The sequence below is a fragment of the Dyella sp. genome, assembly GCF_035685885.1.
Lineage (GTDB): Bacteria > Pseudomonadota > Gammaproteobacteria > Xanthomonadales > Rhodanobacteraceae > Dyella.
Genome location: NZ_DASRZX010000025.1, coordinates 1 through 13038, shown reverse-complemented (window position 1 = coordinate 13038; position 13038 = coordinate 1). Strand labels below are relative to the sequence as shown.

The following is a 13038-nucleotide window of genomic DNA, read 5'->3' as shown; positions in this document are numbered from 1 at the left end:
CACGTTAAGAGCTGGGCGACGATTTTGGAGGATGCGTTTGGGAATGCATTGGGCAATGCGGTTATTGCCGGCATCAATGCCTATCAGGCTAATCAGCTTCCGCCGATCCCCGTCGATGCATCAACCACTCAGATGAGCATCAGTGCACCTGGCGTGGTGGTGCAGAACATTCCGCAGACGATCGCACCTGTGGCGTTGGTAACGCCGGTAGATGCGCAAGCACTGCTGTCGCCATCCGACGGCCTTGCAAATGCGGGCACACCGACGGTCGCTGGCCAAGGAGCGACGCAGTGGCCATCAGCGGCGGATGTACCTCTCATTAGTGGGGTGACCATCAAGCCGAATGGGGTGTACTACGAAGGCCTACATCGACGCGCAAGATAAGGCTGAGGCGCTGTCGTCGCGCGATGAGGCGGGGATTCGGGCGGTGCTGGCCAGGCCGATCTAACCGCCCGCCCAAAGAAGAACGCCCGCGCTAGGCGGGCGTTCAACTTATGCTTGGTCGCGACTAGATGGCTCTCGGAACAAGGTCTTTCTCATTGACCACGACTTGGGCTCGGGTCGATCCGTCCGCATTGGAAAATTCAACCTCGTAGTTACCATCACCATAATCTTCAATGATGTATCCAATGTCCCCCGCCCTCAATTCGTCATGCTGAGCGCCGACAAACTCCACTCGCGAAAAGAGCTTAATGGTCATTGGGCACTCCTTGTAAAGCCTGAGAATGGGGTGTTTAGCTTGATAGAACCATCAGGTTGAATCATCCATCCTGACCGGAGGTAGCTCGTATTACCCGTCGCAGCACCTTGGCCAGGCAGGGCGATCTCGATATTTACGCGCTGCCCATACTGGTCCAATCGACCAGGAGTGTACTGCCCATGGCGAGCATCTCGTCGTCCGATACCGTTTCGCCAAGGAGTGCTCGATAGGCCGTTCCGCGTTCGGCCGGCGATGCACCAATCCCGAGGTATGCGGGGTGCTCGGTCAGCAGGGCATCGTGTCGATGGCCGGCATGGGCATCAGCGCTAGACCAGCGGAACTGGTATGGATCCGCGGTGATGCGTGCACGAATGGGATTGAGGTCGATGTATCGATGACAGCGGAGCACGTAACTCTCGCTATCGACTAGGCACGACTTATCCCGACCTTCCCATAAGGTGCCCGTGCGTCCATGACGAGCATTGAATTGGCCGACGTACTGTCGCCCAAGCTTTTGCATCAACTGCGCAATGGCTCCCGGCGCTGGGGGTGTCAGCAGCAAGTGGACATGATTGTCCATCAGCACATAGGCATGCAGGTGACATTTTGTGTGCCATAGCGCCTCGTGAAGTAGGCGCACGTAACGTCGCCTATCATCGTCATCGAGAAAACATGGCAGGCGATTATTGCCGCGTTGCACGACGTGTTGGGGAATGTTGGGAAGATCAAGTCGAGGTTGTCGAGCCATCAGGCGAGGGTGCCAACGCGTAATGGCGTTGTAGAGTCGCCAGTGACCGGCAGAACACGTAGGCGGCTTCCGGGAAGTGAACCTGACCCTGTTTGGGTACGCTTCCGGGAAGTGAGCCTGACCCTGTTTGGGTAACCCTGTTTGGGTAGCAATTCGGACACCTTTGCTACAAAGTTTCCAGGCGGAGGGTGAAGATCCATGGAGGAGGGACGCCTCTCGTGGAGTCGACACAACGAGCTACACACCGCCGCCCACGCAGCCCACTCAATAGGCGCCTTACAAATGCGGAACTTGTTAACTCTTACGGCAGCCCTGTTAGCTGCACTGGTGACTTGCGCATCGCAAGCTGAGGGACCTGGGTCACCTCCCAGGCAAACTTCTTCGCGATACGTGTATTGCAATGTCTACCTGACGGACATTTGTTTTGGAGTTGCAAACGGGGACGTTCTGGAAATGAAAACCCCGGTGGATTTCGTGCTTCGCACAGTGAGCCTGTGGAACGGTGCCAATGTGGTGATCTATGAAGGCAACCATCCCAAAGATGCTTTGGCGGGCACGGTCCCCAAGCAATGCCCGTCCGTCGGCGATGTATACCAGTGTAAGTTTGCAACATCGGCTGACGCATACGATCTGCTTTATCAAGCGTCTGCTAACTCTCCGTCGATCCAGATACGCATTACTGGCATCACCCCAGCCAATCAAGCTGGTGTTGCTGAGTTCCTTGAAGGCTTCCGTCGCTGCAGGGCGGCGGGGCAAAGCGAGCTGTGCACGGACCAGCGTCCCTTCGTGGGCATTGAAGCGTCCTCGTTGATTCGAGCCAGATAGAAGTAGAGTTTCCCCCAGAAGGAGCGCTACATGAGGAAGTCGAAGTTCAGCGAAGAACAGATCGTGCGCATCCTCAAAGAAGTTGAGGCCGGAGCGAGGGTGCCTTATGAGTCACCGATGACGCGGAAATGTTTAGCGCCCGCGAGATCCTTTACCTGTGCCGAGGCAAGCTCCTCGGCGAGGCCCGCCAAGAGAAGTCGTGCGACCAGCCCGATGCACAGCGCCTGGCTGACCTGGAAGGCATGCTCGATCAGCTGCGTGACGATATCCGCGCCGTCCAGGCCGGTGACCGTGCCGTGATCACGCGCGCCCCGTCGCGCTGTTCGCCGCGCTTGAGGCTGAGGCGGACGAAGAGGGCTGAAGGGTGAGGTGGCGTCTGGTTGCCGTTGTATGTACAATGTGTATACAAAGAGGTATGCCGCCATGACCACCGTTGCTCGCCAAACCACCATCAACCTGCGCGCCCAGGCGCCGCAGCGGAACCTGATCGACCAGGCGGCCCGTGTCGCCGGCAAGAGCCGTACTGACTTCATGCTGGAAGCGGCCTGCGAGAAGGCCCAGCAGGTGTTGCTGGACCAGACACTGTTTGCCTTGGATGCGGCACGCTTCAAGCGCTTCCAGGCGCTGCTCGATGCGCCCGTGGCGCACGGCGCGGCCCTGCGCAAGTTGCTGCGTCGGCAGGCGCCGTGGGAGGCGTGAAGCGACCGCCGCTTCGGGCGCCGGTGCCACTGGCCGACGCGCATCGGTTGGACGACTTCCGGTGCACCGAGCCGGCGCTGGAAATCTGGCTGAAACAGCGAGCCCGGCGTAACCAGTTGGACGGCGCTTCGCGCTGTTACGTGGTGTGTGCCGGCGAGGACGTGGTGGGTTACTACGCCCTGGCTGCCGGCGCCGTCTCGCATGAACAGTCCCCGGGCAACGTCCGCCGCAACATGCCCGATCCGATCCCGGTGATCGTGCTGGGACGGCTCGCAGTGCATGCGGACCGGGCCGGTCAGGGCATTGGCGCCGGACTCCTCAAGGATGCCGTGCTTCGTGCCCTGCGGCTGTCGCAGGAAATGGGCATCCGCGCGCTGCTGTGCCATGCCATCAACGAAGACGCCAAACGGTTTTACCTGCACCACGGTTTCGTCGTGTCACCGATCGAGCCGCTGACGGTGATGTTGAATCTGGCGAAGGTGCCGACGATCGACTGATCGATCGGTGCACATTGCTTGGTGATCGCCGGGGGCAAAAAACGCACGTCGGGGGTACAGGGCGCAAGCAAATCAAGTTTGATGCTGTGGTCGATCTTCGATCGGGCGCGCGGGAATGCCGTCTTGTCAGAGAGTTCGATTTCAATTGTTTGAGCGCGAAGCACGTTGAGCTCAAGGAAAACGCCGAGTGGGCAGCGAACAAACTCGGCGCCACACTTGTGGTTGTGACGAGCGAGATGTTGACCCTCCAGCGGATTCGAATCTGGAATTGGATTCGATTGAATGGCGCATATGTTCGGTGCAGCCACCACCCGCTAGGGAGCGTTATCAGGGGTAGGGCGCGGCCAGTGCAGTGGCGACAGAACGATCGACAGGAGTGGCTTCATGGGGCTTCGCTCGGGCTTTCGATGGTGTCTGTGCCTCATGCACGACTACGCGGCGTTGGTTGTGTTCCGATCCGGGCCGATGCGGTTGTTGTCGACGGATGCGAGCATGGCGTCGAAGAGTTCCTCTGGCGTCGTGCCTGCCGGCGCGATGCTGAGCACCGCACGGATGCGCCCGTCGAGCAGGAGCATGGTGAAGCCATGCACGATCGACCAGCCACCCATCACGTTGCCCAGCTGTTCGAGCGAGGGATTTTCGACGGGCGTGCTTCGAGAACTGGCGAGTAGTCCAAGAGCATGCATGCGTGCTTCCTTGAAGTCTGGGCGACTGACGTCGAGGCGATCAGAGCGGAACATGAGCTGGAACAGCGCGGGGTTCGCTTGCGCAAACGCCAGGTAGGCGCGTGCGCCATCCCAGCGTCGCGCATCCGCAGCGCTGGTCGCGGCCTCAAGGGCGGCGCCAAAGCGGCGGAAGCCATCGGCGGCCAGATCGGTCAACAAGCCGGTGAGGTCACCGAAGTGATGTGCCGGCGCGGCGTGGGAGACGCCGGCCTCGCGCGCAGCGGCGCGTAATGTCAGGCCGGTGAGGCCGTCGCGCCGAATGATGGTCTCAGCTGCATTGAGAAGGGCCTCTTTCAGGGCGCCGTGGTGATAGGGGGTCGGTTTCATAACCTCAATCTTACCATTGTAAAAATATATATTGACAATGGGTTAGGGTGGCCTCAATCTATCTAGACATCGTAAAGATTGGGCGGCGAGGGAAGGCGTCTGGCCTACGGGCTCCGCTCTACCGGAATCGAAAGTCGACACTGGCCATCCAGCCCAAGCGCGGGCAAGGGGAGCTGACATGTTGAACGTGATGACTGACAACCAGGCTGGCGCCACGCTCGATTCTGCATGGGCGGATGACGGGGCGACGGTCGTCCTGCCTGGCGACGGGGATGTACCGCGCGCCGTCGTGGCACGTCGTCGCGCGGGATCGCTGGGGGAAGTAATTCAAGCCCCTGAAAATGCCAGCGTCGTGCGCTTTCCTTTCGGAAGGTGCCGGGTTTCCGTGTGCCACGACGGGCGATGGACATACCGTGGTGAGGCTTCCGCTGGATTTGCCCAGGCGAGCGGGCCGGGAGCAATCTCGCGGACCGAATGGCTGAGCGATGGTGAGGAGTTGATCCTCACGGTGCCGAACAGCTTCTGGCGGGGAAGGCAGACGCGCCGCATGGGCTTGATGGTTGCGCACGGTCAAGCTCGGCGTCATGCCGATGCCATCTTGCAGCAGCTGGTGCAGGCCCTGGTGCGCTCGGCTTCGGAGGGGGTGGGGACCAGCTTCGCCGCACCGCTGATCGAGACGATCCTGGAGCGCTCGCTGGTAGCCGCTGCCGATGACAAGGTGGTCATTCCGATACGCCAGGAGCAACAGGCCTTGGCTCCGCGCCGGATGGCCAAAGTCACGGCGTTCGTGCGGGAAAACCTCGCCCGGCCCATCAGGCTCGGCGACATGGCGGAGGCCGCCGGCCTGTCTTCGATGCATTTCGCAGCTCAGTTCCGTGCCGCAACCGGCAAGCGTCCGCATCACTTTCTGGTGGAAGAACGCGTAGAACACGCCAAGGCGCTCATGCTCGGCGCCACCTGGGGGCTGTACGAGATCGCCGTATCGGCGGGTTTCAGCACACAGGCGCATTTCTGCACCGTCTTCAAGCAATACACCGGCATGCCCCCCAACGTCTGGCGCGTGCGTGCGAAAGCGGCATTGACCGGAATGCGCGTCAGCGCGTAACCATCTATCAAGGCACCTTATGAAAATCCTGCTTGGTTTTGTCCCTTTCTTCGCGTTCGCCGTGGCCAGCGCACTTGGTTATTCCTCGCTGGGCCTGATCGCCGGCGCCGTTGTGTCTGCAGCCATGCTGGTGTGGAACAAGGTATCGGGCCGGTCGCTCAAGCTGCTCGAGGTCGGCTCGTGCCTGCTGTTCGCTGCGCTGGCTGTCTATGCCATAGGGTCCGGCGCGTCGCTTTCCGTTGGCCTGGTGCGCCTGTGCGTGGATGGCGGCCTGCTGTTGATCGCGCTGGCCTCGGTCCTGATCGGCCGGCCGTTCACCATCGACTATGCGAAGGAGAGTGTTGCGCCTGAGCTGTGGAGTTCGCCGCGCTTTCTTCAGACCAATCGGATGATCTCGCTGGCCTGGGCGGCGGCCTTCGCCATCATCGTGGTAGCGGATGTAGCGCTGTGGAAGGGGCTGATGACGTCACGTCACGTCGTGCTGGTGGTTGCCGGCGCCATCTATGCCGCGATCAAGTTCACCACGTGGTGTCCCGCTCAGGTCCGCAAACAGTCTTCCGCATCGTGACTTCGACCATTCTCCAAGGATCCTCCATGAATCGCGATGTACTCATCTCCGGTGCGGGCGTCGCTGGCCTCGCCCTTGCGCACTGGCTCGACAAAGCCGGCTTTGCTGTCACCGTGGTGGAGCTTCAACCCGCTTTCCGGCGTGGTGGTCAGGCCATCGACATCCGCGGTGTCGCGCTGGATGTGGTCCAGGCGATGGGGCTGCTGGACAAGATTCGGGAATTGCGTACCCATAACAAGGGCATGTCGACGCTCGATGCTGCCGGCGTGGAAATCGAGCGTACGGAGGAGCGCACATTCAGTGCCGGCCGTACCGACGGGCAGGATGTCGAGTTGTTTCGTGATGACCTGTGTCAGCTTCTGATGAAGTCCTTGAGCAACGCCGTCGAATTTGTCTACGGAGACAGCATCGCATCACTCGCCGAACACGGCGACAAGGTTGAGGTGAGCTTTACCAGCGGCAAGCGGCGGACGTTCGACATGGTCGTGGGCGCCGATGGCGTCTATTCAAAAACGCGCCGGCTCTGGTTCAACGATGACGCTTCGTACATCAAAAGCCTGGGCGTCGTGATGGCGTTGTTCACCACGCCGAACTTCATTGGCCTGCAGCATTGGGAGCTGATCCATCGCTCGGGTGGCGTGGGCTACGTCGTGTATCCCAGCCTCGATCAGTCCGAGCTGCGTGTCGGCATCGGTTTCGGAGCGAGCGACACCAAGGCCCTTCGTGCTGACATCGCCGCGCAGAAAGCTATGGTCGAAAATCAGTGCCAAGACCTTGGCGGCCATATGCCTGCATTCATCCAGGCCATGCACGTCACCGATCAGTTCTACTGCAATGAGCTTGCACAGATCCGCATGCCCAACTGGTCGAAGGGTAGGGTGGTACTGGCCGGTGATGCCGCGCACTGCGCATCGCCGTTCTCCGGCCAGGGCACCAGCCTGGCCCTGGTTGGCGCGTTCGTGCTGGGCAGGGAGCTGGCGCGTCATGCCGATCGACCGGAACTCGCCTGTGCCGCTTATGAAGCGAGCATGCGCCCGTTCGTGCAGATAAACCAGGACATGGTGGATCCGACGCGCCGGGGTTCGATACCTGATGAGGTCATGACGCGCTCCAAGAACGGTATCGAATTGAGCGGTCTGTTGCGCGAGCTTTCCTGACGTTCGTTCAATCCATCGATCAGGAAAGAGCTCCGTGCTGGCAAGGCACGGGGCTTTTTTGTGTCCTGGTCATGGCTGGTCGAAAAGCTGACGACGTCGAGCAAGACGGCACGTGCCGGCCATGCGTGTATCAAGGCGTACGTCTCCCCGAATCCAGATAACGCAATATGGCGTACTGGGATGTGCCTCTGCTTCCCAGTGCATGAACGGGCGGCGCTGGAACACCTTGCCATGCGAGTCCACTGCGAAGCGCGAGGAGCGCCGTGCGCATGGCGCGGATACGCCGCCCGCACAACCGGTACCAGGCGTGTTCGAGCGGCCTCAGGGCCTCGATGGTGGCCAGCAATTGCTCGCTGGATGGTTTTGCAAGCAGGTGCATCGGGCGAAAGAGAATCGCGGCCAGATCGCCGGCACGCTTGTCGTAGTGAGGGGCTACGCTGGACGCGAACAGGAGCCAGTCGTGTGTCTGCGCCTGGGTAATGCCGAGCCGCTCGCAGGCCTCGCATTCACGCTCACAAAAACCGATCTCGTTGCCCATGACGTCGATATCGTCAGCACGCGCGTGACCCACATAGCCACCCGACTCGTGAAGTTGCGCCATGGCGCAGGCCGCGCGTCTTACCAGGATGTCCTTCACGAAATCGCTGCCAATGGCGTCAAGCTGTGCTGCAAGACTGTTGCCTGTGCCCAGCATCACCACGTCTTCAGCCTGCGTGCGTAGCGACGCGGCAGCGTCCGGGAGCGTATACGCCGCTCGTGCCTGGGCGGGAGGCAGTGTGTCGTCCAGCCATGAAAGTCCGCGACGCGCCATGGCGCGGCGCCAGGCGCCAAGAATCAGCCGTTCACGCCAACGCCCGGGCAAGGTGCGTTGGCTGGAGCGGTGATTTCTCTCTTCAAGGAGATGTTTCAAATCAAGCGGCATGATCATGGGAGGTGCCGGGTGCGGCAGATTGAGTGTCAGTGTGCGCATGCTAGGTCGATGCAACGCGCGGGCCTTTCCTTTGCCCATGCCGATTTTCCGATTCCCACGATCCGAAACACGGGAGAGGGACGCGCATGTCTGATACCCATGGCCTCAGGCGATGTTCGTCCGCATCGTCGTGGCAATCAATAAAACTCGCTTCGCTTCGGAAAGCACCAAGCGCTTGCTACCTCTAGCCTTGGATTCACCCTTTCGATGACGGAGTCTTTCCATGGGCCGAACCAGGAAGCCCTCTCCATGCCAGCTGTCACCCTTCAGTGACCTGGACAACCGTATGACACGGACGACGCTGGATGGCGCCACCGCGGACGATCTCTGGCAGGCACTCGATGGCCTGCCCATGGCGCCATCGCTGCAGGACAGCGATGCCGATCGCCAGTGCTGGTGGCGGCATCTTTACGCGATCCTGGAGCGGCATGGCTTGGGAATCCGTGAAAGCGCCGCGTGGCGGTGATCGACGTCCGTCGTTCGTTTTGGATGCTGTCCGTGCGATTCGAAAAGTGCCCGTCGCTGGTCTCCGTCACTCTACGCACGCACCCACCGCATTCCTGAGTGGATATGCTTGCAAGGGCCTTGCACAGGAGGTGCAGGCCCATGACTTTGCCGTGTTGGCCTCCCCTGGGGATTCCACCCCGATCCCCGCCATCACCAGGTCTTTTCGCACGCATCGGCAGGATGCGCAGACGTGATTCACGTGAGCATGGCCGCGACCCTGCCACGACTTCCGGCACGGCTGCCTAACCTCCCGACGCGCAGGAATGCGGTTGGTGTGCACCAACCATCTCATCGGCGAGCCGACGCTCAGGGTTCTCCTGAATGGAAGCGCTGCAACGGGTTTTCATCGATCGATATCGCTACTGCCGAGCCTTGCCTTGGCCCAAAGCGAAGTGCGACAGCCGCACTTCGCTTTGTCGTTGCTGCGCGACGGCGTCGACAGACCTCTGGCCGCATTCGCTCTTGTCAGCAGGGGGCGTTGGATTGGCAACACGATGAACCCCCGCGCATGTCGCCACGCGCGGGGGTTCGGTACCTTTTTTCTGTATTAACGCCCGTGTTCGTTGGCGACGTCGGCCGCCAGGCGAAGCTCCTCGTTTGCCTCGGAGAGAAGTTCCTTCGCGCGTGCGGCGTGTCCGCCCAGTCGCGAGTCGTTGTCGACCTGGGCGTCGCCGATCAGCTGCCATGCCTGCACGATATGCTCTTGCGCGTTGCGCAGGTTGCCATGGTGGTAGCCAATATCGACGTAGGGCGATCCCTGCTGAGCCATGGTGGCGCAGCCAAAGGTGCAGGCGGCGCCGAGGATGGCGCCAACGAACAATGCTTTCTTCATGGTGATGAACTCCGGTATGTCTGAACGTTGATGCGACGGCGCCGCCGCCTCACTGTGGGAGCCTTGCGTCATTCGCCGTTGTGGCGATCGCGACGCTGCAGCCTTGAGCACAGGTTAGGCCGTAGACATAGGGGATGCTTTCCAGTGAGCACGCCTTGTTTCCTAATCGCACGAGGCAGTGCATGGTCTTTTCAATCGGCCGCACGCCCAAACGTAAGCGCGGCATTCTGGTCAAATGTCCTGAGCAGCGAATCGATACGCTTGTCATAGGCCTGTCCCAGGCATTGCAGATCGGACTTGCAGGCATCGCGGCTGTCGGTGATCCACTTCCGCTGCTGATCGCGGAGCTGATCGTCGAATTCGCGATACGCCATGCCGGCGGTTGCGGGTTTCAGGCGTAGAAGGAGCCGGTAGTAGATCGCCACTTCGATGTCCTTCTTCCCCAGCGCGGGTGACGCGCAGATGGCATGTTCCGTTGGCGTGCCAGCGTGCGAGCATTCGAAGCTGGCCGACTGCGCGTGGAGCGCCGGAACGATCAGTACGGCCATGGCGGGGGCGATGCGGCGAAGCGCGAGCGCAGGGCGGGATAAGGGGTTATTCATGCGTTGCTCCAGTCAGGTCGCAGGCATGGTGCCCGTTTGCGGGGCCCGGCTCCTTCCGGAAGGCACGGTAACGCCATGCGTCACCGTTCGTTTTGGAAACCACGCGTGGCAAGTGGAAATCCCGCACGCTCCAGGGCCCCGAACATAGGCGCCGATCCCCTGGCGTCGATATACCATGCTGCAAGAATTCTTCAAGACCACCTTGTTCATACTCGCCAGCCTGCTGCCGATCATCAATCCGCCCGCAGTGGGTTTCATCGTGCTGAGCATGGTGCCGCATGCCACCGAGTCCGAGCGTGCCGAGCTGGCGCGCAACATCACGTTGAACAGCGTGATCCTGCTGGCGCTTTCATTGCTGCTTGGCGCTTATGTACTGGCGTTCTTCGGCATTTCGATTCCCGTCTTGCGGGTGGCGGGTGGCCTCATCGTGGCGGTCGCCGGCTGGAACTTGCTGCAGTCGGACGATGACTCCTCACGCGAGGAGGAGGCCGCAGGTGCGGGATGCCATGGTCTGGCGCTACGGGCCCGGGCCTTCTATCCGCTGACGCTGCCGCTTACGGTGGGGCCGGGCGCCATCGCGGTGGCGATTGCGCTGGGTACCGGATCGCCGGACGAAGGCCCGCTGCCGGTGCACGTTGCGGGCGTGACCCTCGCATTGGTCGTGCTGAGCGTCGCGATTTATCTGTGCGTGCGTTATGCGTGCCGCGTGCAGCGCTTTCTGGGCGACGTGGGTACGCGCGTGGTCATGCGGCTGTTCGCATTCGTGATTTTCTGCATTGGCGTGCAGATCTTCTGGGTCGGCGCTCGGGGGCTGCTGGACGCGGCCCACCTTGCCGTGCGTGCGGCGGGCTGACATGCGTCCGCGCTGGCTATTTCTGGCCTCGTTGGTCATGGCGATGGTGATCGTCTCGGTGTTTTCCGCTCGCCTGGCGCTGGTCTGGCAGGCGGAACGCAAGCCACCCATTTTCCAGGTCAAGCTGGACGGCGCCGCCACGCAGCCGGTGTCGGGCAGGCTATTGCTGTTTGCCACGCCGGCGGGGCCCGCCAGGGCCGCTGCGCCCGGAGGCGTGGTGACCGTGGTGGATGCCGATGCCTGGCACCCCCAAAAGGCCGCGGTGGCTGCACGGGAAATCGCCCGGCTCGCGCCAGGGCAGACCGTGGAGATCGATACCGACGCACTGGCGTTTCCTACCGGTTTCTCACGCCTTCCGCCTGGCGAGTATCTGCTGCAGGCCGTGCTCGATCAGGATCACAACTACAACTACAGCGGGCGTGACACCGGGGATCTGATCAGCCCCGTGGTGAGCGTCCGCCTGCCGGCCATTACGCCCACGGTACTCAAGCTGGTGTCCGTGCATGCGCGGCCGGCATCGTGGACGCTGCCCTGGGAAAGCGCCGCCGTTCGCGCCGATGCGGACGACGCACGCGCGCACACCGTCAAGCTGGACCACGGCAGTGCGCTGCTGTCGGCCTTCTGGGGACGCGATATCCGTATGCACGGCTGGGTGCTGCTGCCGCCGGGCTACGACGCCTCGTCGTCGCGTCGTTACCCCACGGTGTATTTCACGCATGGCTACGGCGGCGACGAAGACACCTTGATCGACGATGTGGTGAACGTGCATCTGGCGATGAAGCAGGGCAGCATGCCGCCGATGATCTGGGTCTTTCTCGACCAGTCCACGCCCACGGGCACCCACGAGTTTGCCGACTCGGTAAACAACGGCCCATGGGGCCGGGCACTCGTCGAGGAGCTGATTCCCTGGCTTGAATCCCGCTACTGCATGGATGGCAACGCACATGGCCGCCTGCTCACGGGTCACTCGTCCGGTGGCTGGGCCACCTTGTGGCTGCAGACCCACTACGCGGCAGAGTTCGGCGGAACGTGGTCCACCTCGCCTGATCCGGTGGACTTCCATGACTTCTCCGGCGTGGATCTCTACTCGCCACATGTCAATCTCTATCGCCGTCCCGACGGCACACCGTGGCCCATCGACCGGGTGCATTTTCATGCCGAAGGCTCGTTCGAGGATGCCGCGCGACTGGAGCAGGTGCTTGGTCCGTATGGCGGGCAGCTGTCCTCCTATGAATGGGTGTTTTCGCCGCGCGATGCGAATGGCGAGCCGATGAAGCTGTTCGACCGCTATACCGGTGACGTCGATCCGCAGGTCCGCGACTACTGGGTCGATCACTACGACATTGCACACTTTGTGCAGAAGAACTGGCCGACGTTGAAGGCAAACCTCGACGGCAAGATCCACATCGCCGTCGGCACGGACGATACCTGGTACCTGGACGGCGCCGTGCACAAGTTCAAGCTCGTGCTGGACAGCCTGCATGCACGCGCGGACATCCGCTTCCTGCCCAACAAGGCCCACATGGACCTGTACGCCCAAGGCAACGACCCCCATGCGCTGCTCAAGCAGATGGCATGGGAAATGTACGCCGTGGCTCGGCCCGATACCCCAGCTACCTCCACCACCGAAACCGCTTCCCGATGAAACTCTCCCTGTCTTTCCTTCAATGCCGCCGCCTGCCTTCGTTGCTGCTGACGGCTGCCACGCTTCCCATCAGTGCCCAGGGTCTGGCTGCGACACTGAGCGTCCCGCAGATCCAGGTCGATCGCACCATCGATGCTGTCTACCGTTGCCCGGGCGGGCGCAACATCAAGGTCACTTATTGGAATGCGCGCAATGGCCAGAGTTTTGCGCTGATGAACGTACAAGGCGTACCGACGCTGCTGGTGAGCACCATGTCTGCCGATGGCGTGCGCTACCAG

General features: G+C 61.6%; 18 protein-coding genes. 11 read left to right on the top strand and 7 right to left on the bottom strand.

The window, feature by feature from the left end; translation table 11 throughout:
* Nucleotides 1-384 (top strand): hypothetical protein (locus tag VFG49_RS03395; protein ID WP_324858099.1); only part of this gene is annotated, 384 nt, incomplete at its 5' end.
* A gap of 124 nt (nt 385-508) precedes the next feature.
* Here VFG49_RS03395 and VFG49_RS03390 read toward each other — a convergent pair.
* Together VFG49_RS03390 and VFG49_RS03385 are read right to left on the bottom strand one after the other, a co-directional pair.
* A complete protein-coding gene (locus VFG49_RS03390; protein WP_324858098.1) occupies nt 509-700 on the bottom strand; it encodes a DUF4926 domain-containing protein in 192 nt (63 codons plus the stop codon).
* Nucleotides 701-833: 133 nt separating this feature from the next.
* The gene (locus VFG49_RS03385) at nt 834-1448 is read right to left on the bottom strand and encodes a transposase (protein ID WP_324858097.1); all 615 of its coding nucleotides are present in this window, start codon (nt 1446-1448) and stop codon (nt 834-836) included.
* 453 nt (nt 1449-1901) lie between these two features.
* On the opposite strand from VFG49_RS03385, the gene VFG49_RS03380 reads away from it, so the two are divergent.
* On the top strand, nt 1902-2273 hold the full coding sequence (locus VFG49_RS03380) for a hypothetical protein (RefSeq protein ID WP_324858096.1): 372 nt from the start codon (nt 1902-1904) through the stop codon (nt 2271-2273).
* A gap of 104 nt (nt 2274-2377) precedes the next feature.
* Here VFG49_RS03380 and VFG49_RS03375 read toward each other — a convergent pair whose 3' ends face one another.
* Nucleotides 2378-2698: a hypothetical protein gene (locus tag VFG49_RS03375; RefSeq protein ID WP_324858095.1), complete on the bottom strand. Its 321-nt coding sequence runs from the start codon at nt 2696-2698 to the stop codon at nt 2378-2380.
* Between VFG49_RS03375 and VFG49_RS03370 the strand changes: the two genes are divergently transcribed.
* Together VFG49_RS03370 and VFG49_RS03365 are read left to right on the top strand one after the other, a co-directional pair.
* Nucleotides 2697-2972 carry a DUF1778 domain-containing protein gene (locus VFG49_RS03370; protein ID WP_324858094.1) on the top strand — a complete coding sequence of 92 codons (276 nt, stop codon included), beginning with the start codon at nt 2697-2699 and terminating at the stop codon, nt 2970-2972. The two genes, VFG49_RS03375 and VFG49_RS03370, sit on opposite strands and share 2 nt — an antisense overlap.
* Entirely contained in the window at nt 2969-3469 is a 501-nt protein-coding gene (locus tag VFG49_RS03365; protein ID WP_324858093.1) for a GNAT family N-acetyltransferase, read from the top strand. The genes VFG49_RS03370 and VFG49_RS03365 overlap by 4 nt, the downstream gene beginning before the upstream one ends.
* Nucleotides 3470-3900: 431 nt before the next feature.
* On the opposite strand, the gene VFG49_RS03360 is transcribed toward VFG49_RS03365, so the two are convergent.
* Nucleotides 3901-4521, bottom strand: a complete 621-nt coding sequence (locus VFG49_RS03360; RefSeq protein WP_324858092.1) for a TetR/AcrR family transcriptional regulator — start codon at nt 4519-4521, stop codon at nt 3901-3903.
* A 178-nt stretch (nt 4522-4699) separates the two neighbouring features.
* On the opposite strand from VFG49_RS03360, the gene VFG49_RS03355 reads away from it, so the two are divergent.
* The 3 genes from VFG49_RS03355 to VFG49_RS03345 are packed head-to-tail and all read left to right on the top strand — an operon-like array spanning nt 4700 to nt 7351.
* A complete protein-coding gene (locus tag VFG49_RS03355; protein WP_324858091.1) occupies nt 4700-5626 on the top strand; it encodes an AraC family transcriptional regulator in 927 nt (308 codons plus the stop codon).
* Nucleotides 5627-5645: 19 nt separating this feature from the next.
* Nucleotides 5646-6194, top strand: a complete 549-nt coding sequence (locus VFG49_RS03350) for a hypothetical protein (protein WP_324858090.1) — start codon at nt 5646-5648, stop codon at nt 6192-6194.
* A 26-nt stretch (nt 6195-6220) separates the two neighbouring features.
* Nucleotides 6221-7351 carry an FAD-dependent monooxygenase gene (locus VFG49_RS03345; protein ID WP_324858100.1) on the top strand — a complete coding sequence of 377 codons (1131 nt, stop codon included), beginning with the start codon at nt 6221-6223 and terminating at the stop codon, nt 7349-7351.
* A gap of 130 nt (nt 7352-7481) precedes the next feature.
* Here VFG49_RS03345 and VFG49_RS03340 read toward each other — a convergent pair whose 3' ends face one another.
* A complete protein-coding gene (locus VFG49_RS03340; RefSeq protein WP_324858089.1) occupies nt 7482-8279 on the bottom strand; it encodes a hypothetical protein in 798 nt (265 codons plus the stop codon).
* A gap of 328 nt (nt 8280-8607) precedes the next feature.
* Here VFG49_RS03340 and VFG49_RS03335 point away from each other — a divergent pair, with 328 nt between their 5' ends.
* On the top strand, nt 8608-8787 hold the full coding sequence (locus VFG49_RS03335; protein WP_324858088.1) for a hypothetical protein: 180 nt from the start codon (nt 8608-8610) through the stop codon (nt 8785-8787).
* A gap of 588 nt (nt 8788-9375) precedes the next feature.
* Here the strand turns inward: VFG49_RS03335 and VFG49_RS03330 are convergent.
* Both VFG49_RS03330 and VFG49_RS03325 read right to left on the bottom strand, forming a co-directional pair.
* Nucleotides 9376-9660, bottom strand: coding sequence for a hypothetical protein (locus VFG49_RS03330; RefSeq protein WP_324858087.1), 285 nt, complete (start codon nt 9658-9660; stop codon nt 9376-9378).
* 191 nt (nt 9661-9851) lie between these two features.
* A complete protein-coding gene (locus tag VFG49_RS03325; protein ID WP_324858086.1) occupies nt 9852-10262 on the bottom strand; it encodes a lysozyme inhibitor LprI family protein in 411 nt (136 codons plus the stop codon).
* Between the two features lie 175 nt (nt 10263-10437).
* On the opposite strand from VFG49_RS03325, the gene VFG49_RS03320 reads away from it, so the two are divergent.
* From VFG49_RS03320 to VFG49_RS03310, 3 genes are all read left to right on the top strand, one after another.
* The gene (locus tag VFG49_RS03320) at nt 10438-11115 is read left to right on the top strand and encodes a MarC family protein (protein WP_324858085.1); all 678 of its coding nucleotides are present in this window, start codon (nt 10438-10440) and stop codon (nt 11113-11115) included.
* Nucleotide 11116: 1 nt separating this feature from the next.
* Entirely contained in the window at nt 11117-12760 is a 1644-nt protein-coding gene (locus VFG49_RS03315; RefSeq protein WP_324858084.1) for an alpha/beta hydrolase, read from the top strand.
* Nucleotides 12757-13038 (top strand): MliC family protein (locus tag VFG49_RS03310; RefSeq protein WP_324858083.1); only part of this gene is annotated, 282 nt, incomplete at its 3' end. The genes VFG49_RS03315 and VFG49_RS03310, both read left to right, overlap by 4 nt.